At 44.9% G+C, this 15,555-nt stretch carries 12 protein-coding genes and 1 pseudogene; 9 read left to right on the top strand and 4 right to left on the bottom strand.

Annotated elements, in window-relative coordinates; genetic code table 11:
• Nucleotides 1-160 precede the first annotated feature (160 nt).
• From ACMGGR_RS04250 to ACMGGR_RS04260, 3 genes are read right to left on the bottom strand one after another with little or no spacing between them, the layout of a single operon-like run.
• Nucleotides 161-4,186 (bottom strand): hypothetical protein, encoded by a 4,026-nt coding sequence (locus ACMGGR_RS04250; RefSeq protein WP_414148236.1) that lies wholly within the window; start codon nucleotides 4,184-4,186, stop codon nucleotides 161-163.
• Between the two features lie 14 nt (nucleotides 4,187-4,200).
• Nucleotides 4,201-4,608, bottom strand: a complete 408-nt coding sequence (locus tag ACMGGR_RS04255) for a DUF6375 family protein (RefSeq protein WP_103860969.1) — start codon at nucleotides 4,606-4,608, stop codon at nucleotides 4,201-4,203.
• Between the two features lie 11 nt (nucleotides 4,609-4,619).
• Nucleotides 4,620-5,522 carry a radical SAM protein gene (locus tag ACMGGR_RS04260; protein WP_414148237.1) on the bottom strand — a complete coding sequence of 301 codons (903 nt, stop codon included), beginning with the start codon at nucleotides 5,520-5,522 and terminating at the stop codon, nucleotides 4,620-4,622.
• 193 nt (nucleotides 5,523-5,715) lie between these two features.
• Here ACMGGR_RS04260 and ACMGGR_RS04265 point away from each other — a divergent pair, with 193 nt between their 5' ends.
• The 6 genes from ACMGGR_RS04265 to ACMGGR_RS04290 all read left to right on the top strand — a co-directional run bounded on the left by ACMGGR_RS04265 (nucleotide 5,716) and on the right by ACMGGR_RS04290 (nucleotide 12,515).
• Nucleotides 5,716-6,780, top strand: coding sequence for a DUF5677 domain-containing protein (locus ACMGGR_RS04265; RefSeq protein ID WP_414148238.1), 1,065 nt, complete (start codon nucleotides 5,716-5,718; stop codon nucleotides 6,778-6,780).
• A gap of 170 nt (nucleotides 6,781-6,950) precedes the next feature.
• Nucleotides 6,951-10,796 carry a hypothetical protein gene (locus tag ACMGGR_RS04270; protein WP_414148239.1) on the top strand — a complete coding sequence of 1,282 codons (3,846 nt, stop codon included), beginning with the start codon at nucleotides 6,951-6,953 and terminating at the stop codon, nucleotides 10,794-10,796.
• A gap of 49 nt (nucleotides 10,797-10,845) precedes the next feature.
• The gene (locus ACMGGR_RS04275; protein ID WP_414148240.1) at nucleotides 10,846-11,124 is read left to right on the top strand and encodes a hypothetical protein; all 279 of its coding nucleotides are present in this window, start codon (nucleotides 10,846-10,848) and stop codon (nucleotides 11,122-11,124) included.
• A 199-nt stretch (nucleotides 11,125-11,323) separates the two neighbouring features.
• Nucleotides 11,324-11,770, top strand: a complete 447-nt coding sequence (locus ACMGGR_RS04280; protein WP_414148241.1) for a hypothetical protein — start codon at nucleotides 11,324-11,326, stop codon at nucleotides 11,768-11,770.
• 86 nt (nucleotides 11,771-11,856) lie between these two features.
• On the top strand, nucleotides 11,857-12,108 hold the full coding sequence (locus ACMGGR_RS04285; RefSeq protein ID WP_414148242.1) for a hypothetical protein: 252 nt from the start codon (nucleotides 11,857-11,859) through the stop codon (nucleotides 12,106-12,108).
• Nucleotides 12,109-12,146: 38 nt separating this feature from the next.
• The gene (locus ACMGGR_RS04290; protein WP_414148243.1) at nucleotides 12,147-12,515 is read left to right on the top strand and encodes a hypothetical protein; all 369 of its coding nucleotides are present in this window, start codon (nucleotides 12,147-12,149) and stop codon (nucleotides 12,513-12,515) included.
• Between the two features lie 596 nt (nucleotides 12,516-13,111).
• On the opposite strand, the gene ACMGGR_RS04295 is transcribed toward ACMGGR_RS04290, so the two are convergent.
• Nucleotides 13,112-14,626, bottom strand: a complete 1,515-nt coding sequence (locus tag ACMGGR_RS04295; RefSeq protein WP_414148244.1) for a hypothetical protein — start codon at nucleotides 14,624-14,626, stop codon at nucleotides 13,112-13,114.
• 123 nt (nucleotides 14,627-14,749) lie between these two features.
• On the opposite strand from ACMGGR_RS04295, the gene ACMGGR_RS04300 reads away from it, so the two are divergent.
• The 3 genes and pseudogenes from ACMGGR_RS04300 to ACMGGR_RS04310 form a co-directional block, all read left to right on the top strand.
• On the top strand, nucleotides 14,750-14,971 hold the full coding sequence (locus tag ACMGGR_RS04300) for a helix-turn-helix transcriptional regulator (protein WP_414148245.1): 222 nt from the start codon (nucleotides 14,750-14,752) through the stop codon (nucleotides 14,969-14,971).
• A gap of 78 nt (nucleotides 14,972-15,049) precedes the next feature.
• Nucleotides 15,050-15,319: a DUF3987 domain-containing protein gene (locus tag ACMGGR_RS04305; RefSeq protein ID WP_414148246.1), complete on the top strand. Its 270-nt coding sequence runs from the start codon at nucleotides 15,050-15,052 to the stop codon at nucleotides 15,317-15,319.
• Nucleotides 15,320-15,350: 31 nt separating this feature from the next.
• Nucleotides 15,351-15,515: pseudogene (locus tag ACMGGR_RS04310) on the top strand (hypothetical protein); the annotation flags it as partial.
• Nucleotides 15,516-15,555: the final 40 nt, after the last annotated feature.

Genomic DNA, 15,555 nt, shown 5'->3' on the forward strand with positions numbered 1-15,555 from the left:
ATGTCTATCGTTAATGCCTCTATCTGGCTCGGACAGAAGGCTTCGAAGTGAAGCCTTCTACTTTTCAGATGAGATACCGAATAAGGTACTAAAAGTATGCGGATGAAATATTTCTGAACTCGTAACTCATACAGCGACTCCGTCCGCAATATTTTGGTTACTAGCACTCAGAAGCTATCTGATGGATATGAATACGCTTGTGAATATGTTGGTGATTCACGTAATACCTGTGCAAATTGTGCGTCTTGTTGGAGCGGTAATGAAAACCACGCTCCCCCCACATAAGCCATACCAATACCTTGCCGGATTGCATCAAGTAACCATCAAGTAGATCACGGCGCAGATAACTGACTGAGCCACTGACAGCCGAATCATACTCGCCAACTTTGCGGTACAGTGATGCCACACCTGCTGCATCATGCAAATCCCATGTGTTTGCACGATATCTGAGATTCAAAGCCTCACAAAGTTGCTTTGAGGGTAAACTCGCACCGCTGCTTTGGTTCTCCACGCTATGGTAACTCTCCCAGTTGTAGTCCTGCACGGTGATATCTACCGCAACGCCATTGCCTGACCATCTGTCTGCGGACACCAAATTTTCATCACTATCATCCTCTTGTTCATGTGCGACTAGCAGCCCCGGAATCGACGAGAAAGGCATCTCACCCGCATAGGTGTAATAGTAGCCAGGAGCATCAGGGATGGCGCTGTTGCCGGGATATTCAAGATCAGTGAACAACCTACATAGATTGTCAACTTCTTGGCTATCTACGAATACTCCTCGCAGGAAAGTGAAAATCTGCCGGTCATCCGAGGTAGCATTTTGCTCGATAAAACCGTCAAGTAGGATCCATGGCCCCGTCAGACCATCAATTTCTGTAATCTCAAGGATGCTACGGTAGTCAGGTTGCGGACCCCTCATGATCCAATCCCCATCATCCGACGACTGTTCGCTGAACAAGGCTGGAAGTGGCAAATTAATGCTCACAGCGTCTAGCGGGAACGTCGGGTCGATATCTGCGTCCGATGGACGAGCGCTGCGGTCTTCGGAAAGGAGGCCCTGCGCGTATCGCAGTCCCCACATCTCGAAGTAAGCTATCCAGCCGTACTTTTTGCCATATCGATCGATTTTGTGTTTGTCTTCTCCCATACGAGAGCCGGAATACATTTGCCGATCAATAGCTTCGAATTGCTCAGAGTCATAACCAAGCACCAGCATTCGAGAAATAATTGCCTTCAACACCTGTTGGTACTCTGGGTTGCTGTCATCGTAGTTCGATCTATGTGGAATAAGTCTCCCAATCGTATAGTTACCGAAGTCCATTCGAATCGCTGCGCTCTGCGCTTGCTTGATGACTGCTGTATCGTACTGACGAATGCTTTTAAATACGTTAGGCAGATGGCTAAAAGGCGGAACAAGATGAGCAGCTTCATCCTCTGAAAAACAATTTGGATCTACTATCCTTGCAATGGCAATGATTCCCAGGCAGTACTGTTGATATAACGCATGCCAGGTAGGAGCTGTAGCATCAGGTGCAAACATGGTTTGGTAAATCTCACGAGCGAACCGTGGCAACGCATCATGTAACTCTACTGCATCAATATCCGACCAAGTGGTCAGGACAGCACCGTAGGCTGCGGCGAACACTCGCTCGGGGACATATGGGTCTGAAACTGCATTTGTCTCCATCGCCAACCGGAAAAACTCTTCTGGCCGCCTGATGGCAAATTCATACAGGGCTTTGGTAGCCATATCCCGCAAAGCTCTGGATGTCGTCGTCAATGTCCACATTACCCAGCGAACTCTCCGAAGTTCACGCTCATCCAGATGACCCAATTTCCATCTCGTCGACAAGAATTTTAAGTCATCTTTAACTTGTTCAGATTTCTGACGAATCCACTCTGACCAAAAAAGATCGCGCTGAGTGTTGGACATAGCTATTAGCACATCATGCAAAAAGCTCATATCAAACGGATGTGCCAGCGCAGCCCTAGTGCTCCGTAGTCTCTCGAAGGCAAGTTGTGCAAATTGCTTCGACTCCTGCATAGCTTGACCAAATCGTTCAACAGTAGCCCGCCCGATATATCTTGGATCCGATTGCGTCGTCAATAACAGAGCGTTCATAACGAGTATATCATCCGACAATTCTTGCCAAAGCTGCCGCCTACCAGAGTGTTGCGGATACAGATCAACCAGAGCCCGTAATACGTCATAAGCGAAGGTATGCGAATCAGGTCCATGAGATTTAAATTTTGCGTTCCCTTCATCGCTTTGTAGCCATTGCACCAATTCAGGCTTCATAAGCAGGTTGCGCGCCATCATATGTCCGGCCATTAGGTCGTATGCAAACGCAACTCCTTGTCTACCTTCTGAAGAAATAGTCCTTACGAGAATGCCTTCAGACTCGAGTGCACGAATAATACTGTCATCCCACCCCATATCCCGAACTGCCGTCCGTGTAGCTTGAAAATCCACACTTCTCGCATTGTTATCCCAAAGAAGATCCGCGATCGTCAGTAGTGCATCCTGAACGTCATCTTGATAAATGCGATGCATCGTCGGTGAAAGCTCAGCGACTCGTGCTGCAACCTTGTTAAAATGTGCTTCGAACAGGCTTGCAAGCGAACGGGGCAATGCTTCCACTCCGACAATATGCTGACGAGGAAAATTTGCTACTTCGCAAAAAATTCTCAGTGTTAAGGGGTGCTGCAAGAGTTCGACTGGTAGATCCGCATCGGTAGCGTCGATCTTGTAGTACTCAAAGTACTTGTCAAATGCTGTCTTCGGATCTTCCTGAAACCCATTATGTTCAACTTGGGGAAACCCCTCAGGCAGACACATATGGGCGAATTCATTGCGAAGAGTGACAACTAACAAGACATAAGGAAAATTCTTTAGAAGCTCATCCACTCGGGATAATTCATCCCTCCAATTTCTCGGATCTTCCGCCTCATTCAGACCGTCAATAACAATAGGTATGCGTTTGCCTGCACGCTGGCCTGCCGCATCTACGGCCTCAATCAGGCGGTCAAAACTTTCTGCTGGTCTCCCAGAAATCTTGAAGGCAGATACGAGATCATCAAGCCCTTGGCCTGAATGAAGATTCTTACCCAACAGGAGGATCCCCCCTGGGAACGCCCCTTCTGGCTGTGTTACCTTGACTGCAAGTTCAGACTTACCCTCCCCCGCGGCCGCAAGAACAGCAACTGCCCGAGCACCAATTGATTGCTCCAGACTGCGGAGAACAGACGAAACCGCGTGGATATCTGCAACCAAATTAGCGGTTAACGGAGCCCCGGCAAAGCGTGCTCCGCGCAATTTCGAAAGTAGCCTGTCGTAAAGTACTGGCTCACGCGGATTTGAAACCAACGCTTGATGTACAGAGTTAAAGTCACCCTTGCCTAGCGCCGTGTGTAAGCCATCAATAAACTCGGTCAGCCCAATAACTCGGGCTAAGAGTAATTCAACTTCTGCCTTGAGCTCAGTTTTGATTTGCTCAGTAATCAAAGCAATGCTTGTATGATTCTTTTTTAAAGCGTTGGATAGTTCTGCCAAGGATTCCCATGCGTTTTGGCTGCACAGATGCCTGTATATGTTCTCCTCAACCCCCACAGCAACATGAACTTCTGGCTGGTAGCGGTTCTTAAACGGAGCCGCAGCAAGCCTATACTGCTCAGCAATTAGTTCTGGGGTTAGAACCAGTTCACCAAAGTAGGTTTCTCGTAAAAGCGCTCCCGGTCCGACCAAAAGATCTTCGATATCCGTAGCTGTGAGTAGTTCTAGCTTCAATTGGGGGAAGCGGTCTTGCTCTAGCGCGAAGAACCACTCTTGATCTCCTTTTGTTAACGTGTGATAAGTCCAAAGCTTCCAGTTGGTCACTCCAGGGACATGCTTACGCGTCTTTTCGATACCTTCGATGATCTTATTGCGGCGGGAGGCTCCCAAATCTTGTCCATTCACCAGCTCATACCACTTGCATTGCCAACCAATCCAGCTTGGTGGCGCACCGAGATCACAAGGCTCCGTTAGCTCGAGGTGAAACTCCACCCCAGGCTGATTTGCGAGTTGCTTAAAGCGACCGAAACGACCATAGTGTCGGCGTACAAGAGCGCGGCAAAGGTTTTCGAAGTTCACATCTGCTGCACCGGGCAGTTCGTTGAATACTTTCCAATTTACTTCAGGCATCAATGCATCCTCTGTCAACTGGCATCGTTGGAATCGGACGGATAGTCATGCGCTGAGAAAATCTCAACCTTTGCTCCAGCCTCGACAAACAGCTTAACGAACGCGGATACCTCTGCCTCATCAGTAGTTATTGTTATTCTATCGCCTTCACGATCTAGATGATGATCTGACACCAATTGACCAAGATCGGTTGGTCCTAACGTGTGGAGTTTTAGGCTGTATAGTAATGAGAGCATTTCATCTGAAAACCGTTGATTCTCTGGTTCATCAAAAGGGATCGAGTAACATTCATCTTTCTCAGCCTGAGTACTGAGCGTTTTAATATCCTTCTCGACCTTCTCTGCATCTTGCTCTTGCTTAAATTTTCCGATGAGAACTAAGTTCATCGAATGCTCAGAACCATATCCGTTCCAAATTTTCATTACTGTGCCCCTTATTTCATCTCTAAGGTATTTCGAAGTCGCTTAAGCGCTGACAGAACACCGGTTTCGCCAATATCCACACCGGTGGTTGAATAAGAACTCATACGCAATATGCCGGAAGCGTCTATGTGCGCGTAGGCTCGAAGGCCAGTTTCATCAGGAAGAGGATCGCATATGGGTAGTCCTGACGCTCCCACCTCACTTACTGCAAGTCGAACCTCTCCTCTATAGTTGGAGACCCAGTTCTTAAGCTCTCGGCCGACCACTTCATTCATACTTGCGACCGCGTTAGTTGCTTGCTGAGGCAATAACAGCAACTCACTAGCTCCAAACTGTTGCGCCAGCTCAGTTACTGCATCAAGCTCAAAGACTGTACGTTCGTTTATCACGACGTTTATTCCAAAGGGCGACAATGTTGCAATCGATTCAATTCCCTTAAGTAAGTTGGCAAAAGGTTTTCCGCGCAGTTCTTCATAGGTACTGCCTGTCCCGTCAACGCTAATACGCGCGAAGTGAATTGAACCTTTGAGGTGTTTAACTAATTGTTGCGATAAACGATGACCATGGGTCGTGAATGTCACGGCAAGCTGAGTTTCCCCGGCAGCCCGTTTGCATATTTCGACGAAATCTGGATGGAGAGTTGGTTCCCCTCCGCCAAAGCCGATGCCGAGGCATCCTTCAGTATCCAATTCCTTTAACCAGCTAAGTACTTGGTCAGTATGCAGCACTGCCTTGTGTTTGGGCGCAAAACAGTACGCGCAATGGAGATCGCAAAGATTGGTGAGTGCTATTGAGACTTGACGGGGAGACGTCGACCAAACTGCCCCCTGAGGGTGCAATTCGTCTAATAGGATGTTCAAACCTGTATTTCGATCGAAGAAATGCACTCCGTTTGGCCCGATTCTGGACTTCATAACACTAAGTTCCCCGCTGCTTAAAACCCACAAAAGTAATAGTATTTAACATCATAGCGAGAAATCCCTTAAAAAAGATTGCGTAAGGTTTGCTTTTCGCTTTCAGTAGACGCTTAAAAGTTACGCGTTTAGTGTCGACGTAAATCCACATTACTACATCGACGGAGTGTTGACCCTCTCTAAGGAACTGAACTTGTTAAACAAAAAAGTACTTTCTCAGATACAGGATGTGGCTGGTAGCGGCAATATGTCTCCCGCAGAGATGGCTGAGTGGTTAGATACTCATTCTGAAGACATAGAGCATTTGGTTGCGTTGAAAATGTTCGAGTATTTGGATGAGGCTAAAGGGGAGGTATTAAAGGACCATTACGAAAATTTAGATGCATTTAGAGGAAGACTATTTACAACATGGGAGTCCCCTTTAAAGCGGCTGGATGCATTAATTTATGGCTGTACTGAAATCAGTAATGAGGTAAACAGTGAGTATCGCACCGGTTCTGGAGAAAGGTCCGCAAAACTGAACATAACCACCCGACTGCACGCACGTGCTGTCCAGGTTTCCTGCGAGATATCTCATCTTCTAAAGGGTGGCTTTACAGACGGTGCAATGGCCCGTTGGAGAACGCTCCATGAAACCACGGCCATATTGATATTTATTGCAGAAGGTGACGAAGACCTGGCGAAAAGATTCACGGATTTTCAGAGCATACAGAGGCGAAAAGCTGCTAATCGCTATAATAAATATAGTGAAGGGTTGGGTTTTACTTCTTTCTCCCCAGAAGATTTAAGTCGGTTTGATCTCGAAAGGAATGACATCGTTGGTAAGTATGAAGCGGGTTTCGGCAATGAATTAGGTTGGGCCGCAAAAGCTTTAGGAAAAGAACCCAGTGCCAGAAATAAGGTTCGCTTTAGTGATATTGAGGAGTTTGTCGAGCTGGACTTTTTGCGACCGCACTACGGCTTTGCCAACCAGTATATTCATGCAGGAATTGACAGCATTGGCTTCAAGCTCGGTACATCGCTTTCAAATAAAGATCTCTTGCTATGCGGACCATCTAATGAAGGGCTGTTAGAGCCGATTCAGTGCACCAGCTTGTCCTTGATACAGGCCACTCAGGCGATAATCTCAGTTTCACCAAACGATCAACGTTTGCTATATAGCTCCGTGCTCTGGTTGTGGCATGAGAAGTTGAAAGAAGAAGTTGTTGCCGCATCTGATGCCCTAATGAAGAAGGGTGAAGCTGATAATTTTGAATAAAATCTGAGAAACGAAGATGACGCCGGTTGTATTTTAATCTTACTCACATGATGTCAACCCAAACGAACGATGCATGAAAGCTTAATATTGGGAGAATGGATAGAAGTTACTCGGTTTTTGGTGAACTCAAAGTATAAATAATGGCAAAAATTTTTTACTAAGGTGAAGGTGTGGCAATCTTTGACATTGAAAAGGACGAATTACTTCGGCTCTCCGATACTCAGCTAGAAGAGCTGATAGCTCGGCTAGCGGAAGCTGAAGTGGCAATACATGGTCATAGCCCAGCATGTGTAAATTGGTCTGGTTCAATTACAGCCCCTGACGGAGGAATTGACATCCATGTTCAGATTCCAGTTGATCAGCTGAAGGCTAGCTTTCTTGTTAGGCCTGATACGGTCTTTCAGGCAAAGAAATATAAGATGCCAAAGGCTGCAATTGAGAAGGAAATGGGCATCGGCGAAGCGCTTTCACCCATCATATCTGAACAAGCCAGAAAACAAGGCAGCTACATCATTGTCAGCCTGGGTGATGATTGCTCTCCGTCTGGAAAGAGAGATCGTCTTAATGCGATGAGGGATGCAGTAAAAGATGATCCTAACAAAAGCAATCTTCATGTTGATTTCTACGACCGTTCCAAACTCATTCAATGGCTGCGCCAACATCCATCAGTCATGCTATGGGTAAAAGGGAAGTTTGGGCAAGGGTATTCCGGTTGGCAACCCTACGGAGCTTGGAGCAATCCGCCACAAGGTGTTACAGACACTTTAATCTCAGCCCCAGGTGTAACCATTACTTTACCATCGGGAAAGGGGCAAAAACTCAAAATTGATGAAGCAATTAGCCCAATGCGAGAACTTATCCGTTCGACGAATAAGGCGGTTCGTATTACAGGATTATCTGGTGTCGGGAAGACTCGGATCGTTCAGGCGCTCTTTGATGAAACTGTTGGAGCAGATGCGCTTGACCGGACAGTAGCTATTTATGTTGATACTGGCTCTGAGCCAGTACCGTCGGCTACAGCAATGCTTGATAAGCTGATCACTGAGGACCGACGAGCAATTATGATCCTTGATAATTGTCCATCAGAACTCCATGCTTCGCTTGCCAGCAAGGTATCAGCCGCAGGAAAAGAAGTAAGCCTCATCACAATCGAGTACGACATTAGGGATGACAAACCACAGACAACTGAGGTCATCCATATTGAGACAGATGGTCCAGAGGTGGCAGAGCAACTTCTTATCCGTCGCTTCCCTTCTCTTGGTCAGAATAATGCCCGTCGTATTGCTGAGTTTGCAGATGGGAATGCAAGAGTTGCTTTGGCTATAGCTGAGAGAGGGGAGGAAGGAGAGAGTTTGGCTCTACTTTCTGATGCGCAGTTGTTTAATCGCTTGTTTGAACAGCGTAATCATCCTGATGGTAATTTACGGGAGCAAGCTGAAATATTGTCACTGGTGTATTCATTCTCGGTATCTAGTCCAGATGCTGCTACCGACGAACTGGAAATATTAGGGGCGCTCTTTGGGTATTCCAGAACCCAGTTATTTAAAGCCGTTACGAAGCTGATGGAACGTCATATCGTTCAGAAAAGATCTTACTGGAGAGCTATCCTCCCCCAAGCAATTGCTAACAAGCTAGCAATATCTGCACTTAATAGTATTCCAGTTGATCAACTCAGGACGACCTTTGAAACCTCGGGGCGGCAACGTTTATTGATGTCGTTCGCACGCAGGTTGGGACTGCTACACGACCATGCTGTGGCTAAAGAGATCGTTAAAGCTTGGTTGCACCCTGAAGGGCTGCTTGGACAGATAGTAAACCTAGATGATGTATCGACACGAATACTTCATTATGTCGCACCAGTTGCCCCTGAAGCTTTGCTTGAGCGGATTGAAGAAACGCTTGTTACGTCTAATTTTGAGAATATTAAATCACGCTACAATCCACAACGAACAGCAATTATTAACTTGTTGCAGTTACTTGCGTATGAATCGAGATACTTTGAACGATGCATTAAGCTCTTAATCTGCATCGCAGACCAGGAAAGCGCGAGCAATAATTACGATTCTATTCGAAATAAGATAACAAGGTTTTTCCAACCTTATTTATCTGGCACCCATGCTTCCTTGGAGCAACGTATTGCGAGCATGAATGAATGCATTGCATCAGGTATGGTCGGGCGTAGAGGGCTGGGCATCAAAATGCTTGAAACGGCTCTCGGTGGACCACCGTGGACAGGATTCGGGATTAATGAGTTTGGTGCTCGGCCAAGAGATTATGGATTTAGACCCAGTTACGATGAACTTGTTGAGTGGCTGATCGCCTTCATCGACACTGTGGTTAGAATAGGAACTTCAGGAGTTCCCGAGCTTGAAGACGACGCTCGGCGAATCTTGGCTGATAAGTTTCGCTGGATTTGGCGTCATGAGGGAATAAGAGCAAAATTAATTGATGCGGCTCGCATGTTCCATGCCTACCGTCCTTGGGGTGAGGGTTGGAAAGCTGTCCGCTCAACAATTTATTTTTTTCATACGCAAAGAAAAGACAACCAAGATATAGAACCATTGCCGGAAATGCTTGTGACACTGGAACAAGAATTGGAGCCTAACGGCCTGGTTCCGGCAGTAATGGCGTATGTACTCAGTAATGGGCGGGATTTTTGGACTCTAAATGCCGATTTTGTGCATGAGGGGCCCAATAAATTTAAAAAAATCAGGGAAACACTTGATGCCAAAGCGTTCGGATTGGGGCAAGAATTTGCAATATCTACCCATGAACTTGATGAGTTGGGCCCTAATCTATTTTTACGTGGTGGGATGCCCAACCGCATCGGATTTGGTAAAGGCTTAGCTAACGGAGCTCCTGACCTGCGAGTCTATTGGCAGCAACTAATCATTCAGTTGGAGCTACAACATCAATCTCAAAGTGATTTTTCAGTCATTAAAGGTTTTATTGAAGAGACTCATTCAATCGATTCAGCACTAGCGCAGGGACTGCTCGATCAGTGTGCACAGCATTCGGAGCTTCAACCCGAAATAGTCAGCCTGCATCCTTGGCGGGAGTTTACTGAAATCGACTTGGATCGATGCATGCCGCTTCTGGATAAACCTAACGTCAGGCCTCACATGTATGGAGCGATCCTGTGGGGATCTCAGTTCTCTAATTTGCCAGAAAGCCGTGTTCTCGAGCTTGCACAGAGGCTTCTGAGTAGACCGAATGGTGATGAAGTAGTTTTGGAAGCGCTGAATATGAAAATAGCTGATGAAGGAGATGTTGCAGACACTCTAGGTCTTGCACTACGAAAGGTAGGCCTTTCTGCTGCAATCCAGAGATTCCGAAGAGATCACAATGATCTAGGGGGACTTGATTATGCTATGGAACGTGTTATCAATATCGCATTACGCTTCGATGGTAACGAGGCTGAAAAGTTAGAATGGTTGAATACAATTTTCGCTGTCGTTGATGAGCAGTTTGGCAATGTTTATTCTTTCGAAGAAGCTATAGGTATTACCGCTGCATTGATGCCAAAAGAATTTCTCAGTCGCGCTTTTGATGGTACCGAGGAACAACAAAGGCGGCTGCATTTTATCAATCATGATGATTCATATCCGTCTCCTCTTACGAAAATAGATGTAGGCACTTTGATTGAATGGTGCGAAACCAATAATGATCCTCACGTATGGGCTTCAGTCGCTTCAGGATTGAACCTATGGTCGAAGGACAATGAGCAAGGCCGTATTTACTTGCAGGATGATGCACTGAGTTTTCTAGAAGCCTCACCCGAGCCAGGAGCGATCCTTGAGATTTTTGCCGAACACGTAACTCCTTCATCATGGTCCGGTAGTCGTGCGAACGTGATGCAATCCAGGGTTGAAGCCATAGGCCAGTTGGTCACCCATAAGAGTGCAGACATATCTAAGTCAGCTAGAGCTGTGTATGAAAAACTAACTCGATGGGTTAAAAACGAAAAGGAACGCGAATTAAGGGAAGATAGTGAAAGGGAACAGCGGTTTGAATAAAGGCAATTAGCAATAGTCTATACAAACGTTCTGCGTTAAGGAGAAAGTGATGGAATCTGCTCGTGACAAACGCACTGGAAAAAAAGTGGATGCTGAAGAGCTCTGGTTGTTAGATATTGTTGATACCAGTGGTTATGTCTGCTGGGGATGCGGGATTGAGATGTATCCTTCTGCTTGGCAAAAGGCTGTAAGAAAAGGCCATCGTTTAATAAAATGCCAGGAAAAGAACACATTAACTGCGATGCTGATGCTGATGCTGAGAGCACTGTTGTTAAGCAGGGCCAGAAGAAAAGCGTCCGCCATCTCTTGGACTGTGCACCGGGTTTGATGCCAGCAGGATTAAAGTTGATTGAAAACGTCCTGTTGTTGATCTTGACGCAACGGGTGGTGAAAACAATTCGAGCACAACACGTTCTGCATCATCAACATCCAGTAATGGCAATGTCCCAACACGGCAGTCGCGTCGTCCGGTTAATACTATTCGTTAGATTTATAGAGCGTTTATTCGCTTCCCGTATGATCGAGGTATGTCACTACATGTAACGGAAATTGATGCCGATACTTACATGTCCGTCTTTAAAAAACTTAAAAATCCTGTTCAGTCCTATCCGGAGCAACGGATTTTCTACTCACAGTTGTTGTGGCAGAAATTTGAGCAAGATGAAAATCGGATTGTCATTCCGCTTTCAGGCGAATGGGCGAAAGATGAATCCGGAAAGCTCAAGCCTTCTCGAAGCTACAAACTCCATGTGGAATGGAGCGGTTGGTCCCAAGCTAAACGTACAGCACTTCGAAACGAGCTGGAAGCCGCTCAGGAAGAAGCGAAGGATGCGGGGAAGAAAAAGCTAAAAGACAGGGCTCAGATTTTCTTCATCTGTGAGCAAAGTGCCAATGACTATGAGGTCTTCTATGTAGCCGATTACAGATTGATTTGTGCGATTATTGGTCATCTGACTTATCCAATTAAACGATAATGTATTCATGGCTGTTATATTAAATCCCGCACTGTTTTCAGGTTAAATATAAATATTCATCAAATTCAGAATGAAAAAGGAAAATTATGAACAGCAATCTGACAAAAATATGTTACCAAGGTGAAATAGGCGACAGCGATTTAAGAACCGTGGTGATCGACAATATACTTCATATATCATTACGTGACGTTTTAGTTACGCTTAACAAAGAAAACAGAGAGATAAATGCTGATTATGCAGTTAAGTCAATGGCTGGCATCATTAAAGCTCAGTTGCAGGCCCTAGACGCAGATGAATATCTAAATGTGGGTATCAAAAATGCCACATTTGAAGGGTAGACGGAAATTTTGTTACCCAGCCGGGATTATACCGGGTTATGTCAAGTGATCGAAGCGCCGCAGGGAAACGTTTTCAAAAATGGCTGTTTCATGAGGTTATACCTCCGCTTACAAGGCATGGTATCTATCCCCCACCGGCGGAAACAAAAGGTTCCTCTTTTGCTCAGCTGGCTGAAATGCTTGCTCAGAACTCCAGATTGCTTGCTGATACAATTCATAAACATGAGAAGCTCGCTGAAGATGTTTCTCAGGTTAAAGGAAAAGTTGAAAATGTTGAGCAACGTCTTGATGTTTTAGAGTCGGGTTCCGCATACCACAACCAGGACGTTCAGACCTTAAATGATCGTCTTGCATACCGGGACATCAGGATTGAAGAAAAGCATATGCCAGAAGTACTTGCTTGGTGAGAAAATATATCAATGCAACATGCCCGGAAAGTCGTTCATGGTGATGAAAGAGATACCACATTGTTCACTAAACAAACTATAGGTGACGCTATAGCGATAATGCGTGAGAATGGAAAAACTTTACAGATTTAAATGTAGCATTCTACTGAATAAGGCATGACATATCTTTTCAAGGGGCAATATCATCTAGGCAGAGCATCAGTCTGTGATGTATTCACTATCATTACCTTAGAAGCACGCCCGGTAGTAACCTATCGGCAACAAATAGCAACTATATGTCTGATATATCATCTGAAATTCAAGAAAAAAGGCCATCCCCTGCTACAGCTGCTACGCGTAGCAGCTGTAGCAGGCTCACAGGGGGGTAAGATATTTTCTTTATCATCCCATGTGACATGGCTGGCAAAGAAGCTGCAGGATCCCACAAAGCTGCTCCCGCTTATATAGGGCATCTTGTGAGATTCCTGCCAGCAGGATGATGTTACTGATATCTTCTCCCCGACATCTCAGGTAATAAATCAGATCATCGATGCTGAGAAGGCAATGATAGAGCGTACTTTCACTCAGAACGCCAATCAGGCTGCCATTCCGCTCCTCTAAGGTAAGAATTTTATCTGCCTGGATAAGATCGACAAGTATTTTATTGTCGTTACAACACTCTTTTTCTTTAATGTAAAGATTAACTTTACCCAAGACGTCATCAAATTTTTTAAGCAGCCCAGAGATTGCATGAGGGTAAATACCAAAAGGATCGACCTCATGCAATAGCTTATTTTTCTTATCATAATATTATACATTTTTACTGCGCGCATAATCACCAAATTGTTAGCCGATAATGCCATTAGCGATATTACTCCTTGCTGAGTAGCCACTCTATAATCAGCGAAAACGCCCTGATTCGCGAGTATACTATTGATCATGGAAAGCAATACGCCATCCCGAATTTTATTTCTTTCCACTTTTACTTTAAGAGCCAGTTTGATAACAGAAAAAGCGGCTGGTAAGAAACCAATCGGTAATTCTTCAATGTCAATATCATTCATCAGGGTCCAAGCCCCAGCCAGTCCTGCCCGACTTAGAAGGCAAATGAGCGCTAGGATTTTAGCATAAGGCTCTACTACATCAGAATGGCTGGAGGAATTAAGACATGCTGACATCTTAATAAAATCCCAGCCTGAGTAACTTCCAGACGGGTTCGTATTAAAAAAAATTTTCCTGAGCTCAATTATGTAGCGGTATGGTTCTTCGTCTAAAGTCACAGAGATAGGTAGTATCGCTTTCCTGTGCCAGGACCAAGTGATGCTATGCAGCAGAGTTTCATCATACTGTTCAGAATAAATATAATGATGCAAGCTTATGTTTAATGCATTACAGGAAACTCTATATTCCGTAATGTTTCTATAGATTACGGATAATGAAATAACCAATTTCATGTGTTTCTCTAATTCAAGCAAAAAATCAAGTGAGAGATATGCACGCTCCACTTCAACTAATTTGGCGTCATTTGCAGCGACGTCCTTACCTGATATGAATGACTTCAAATATTCAGTTCTGCTGAGTATTATTTTTTTCTTAATTGTATCATTTTTTCCATATTCCTTCCTAATATTTGCAATATGGCTGAAAACAGAGCTCAAGTGATCTTTATAATAAAAACCCAGTGTGCCTATATACTCACGCAGATAATCTCTTACTCCGGCGTAAACACATTTACTGCCACCTTCAAAAGAGGGGCAGTGCCTGCTATTTAAAAATTTGTGAATATGAAAATAGAAATGGGTTTCATCATTAGATTGTAATGTTCTATAAATCTCCAAGGCAATGACGGATGGCAAAGCTTCCTGCAGGTATCGTCGGGTTATCTGGCTACTATCTGAATCCGAGAAAACGGGAATGTGCATCAGCGCATTGTATAACTGCTCATATCTGAAAAAGATCTCCCGCCTCTTTCCTTTGGTGTACATACCGCCAGTATCAACAATATCTGCAATGCTGTCATAACAGTGTCTGGCAAATTTCTGATGAAATGAAAAACCGCTGTTATCACGTGTTTCCCTGCGTTTATCACCCTTCACGAACAGGCCAAAAGACTGATAAAGGGCATACATCATGCCAGCAAATGCATGAGTCCTCCCATTCCCTCCGGTTGGTTTCCGTTTCTCTACGGGGACAGTATCCCAGAGCATATGGCAAAGTTCGAATACAGCCAAAGACATCTGATAGGAGAACTGAAAATGTCAACGATAAGTGAACAAAAAAACCAATCACTGCGCATCGTGCGTATGCCTGAACTTACGATGGTGCTAGGGATCTCTCGCTCAAGTATCTACGAAAAGTTGAATCCCAAATCCAGATATTACGATGCTGATTTTCCCAAACCAATCAGGCTCGGCGTGGCATCCGTGGGCTGGCAGTTAACTTCTATAGAAGCATGGATTGCTTCCAGAAGTGTTTAATTTTACTCAAGAAGGAGTATGAAATGAAACTTACATATAAAAGAAAATCATGAAGTTAACCTAGAGAGCAGGGCTATTTTGATTTTTGTACAGCAAGTTATATTTTGCATACACGGTAAAACAAAAGCTGCTCTTGAGCTTACTTTTTCAACGATTCTTGGAAGTATGGCCTTGGCTTGCCAGAACATGTATAACGTTGAAATAGCTGATGGCATTGTAGTGCCCGTATCGCATTTCCACATGATTTTGGCAAGATCGGGAAGCAGAAAAACTACGGTATATAGATTAGCAATGGCGCAGATTCATCAAGTTGAGCATGAATTAGCAGGGGCATTTTCCGTTAGGTAGGAGGAGTACAAACGGCATTATGTGCTATGGGATGAAGAATGTAAGAGTCTTAAGAAATCTCTTCAGAAAGCGGTACGGCAAAAAGAGGGGGGGGGGGAAAGAAGCTAGATTTAATCTGGAGGAATGTCTTAAAAATAAACCTATTGAGCCTGTAAGAGTGTGTTTAATAGTAACGGATCCCACACCTGAAGCTCTTCTTAAAGAACTGGGAGAGTACCCCTGTCTAGGTATAACCT

The sequence above is a fragment of the Erwinia sp. BNK-24-b genome (assembly GCF_047456155.1).
Lineage (GTDB): Bacteria > Pseudomonadota > Gammaproteobacteria > Enterobacterales > Enterobacteriaceae > Erwinia > Erwinia phyllosphaerae.

What these genes read in the sequence shown, in the direction of transcription:
- ACMGGR_RS04250 (WP_414148236.1), bottom strand. Translation starts at nt 4,186, where the DNA reads ATGCCTGAAGTAAATTGGAAAGTATTCAACGAACTGCCCGGTGCAGCA.
- ACMGGR_RS04255 (WP_103860969.1), bottom strand. Translation starts at nt 4,608, where the DNA reads ATGAAAATTTGGAACGGATATGGTTCTGAGCATTCGATGAACTTAGTT.
- ACMGGR_RS04260 (WP_414148237.1), bottom strand. Translation starts at nt 5,522, where the DNA reads ATGAAGTCCAGAATCGGGCCAAACGGAGTGCATTTCTTCGATCGAAAT.
- ACMGGR_RS04275 (WP_414148240.1), top strand. Translation starts at nt 10,846, where the DNA reads ATGGAATCTGCTCGTGACAAACGCACTGGAAAAAAAGTGGATGCTGAA.
- ACMGGR_RS04280 (WP_414148241.1), top strand. Translation starts at nt 11,324, where the DNA reads ATGTCACTACATGTAACGGAAATTGATGCCGATACTTACATGTCCGTC.
- ACMGGR_RS04285 (WP_414148242.1), top strand. Translation starts at nt 11,857, where the DNA reads ATGAACAGCAATCTGACAAAAATATGTTACCAAGGTGAAATAGGCGAC.
- ACMGGR_RS04290 (WP_414148243.1), top strand. Translation starts at nt 12,147, where the DNA reads ATGTCAAGTGATCGAAGCGCCGCAGGGAAACGTTTTCAAAAATGGCTG.
- ACMGGR_RS04295 (WP_414148244.1), bottom strand. Translation starts at nt 14,626, where the DNA reads ATGATGTATGCCCTTTATCAGTCTTTTGGCCTGTTCGTGAAGGGTGAT.
- ACMGGR_RS04300 (WP_414148245.1), top strand. Translation starts at nt 14,750, where the DNA reads ATGTCAACGATAAGTGAACAAAAAAACCAATCACTGCGCATCGTGCGT.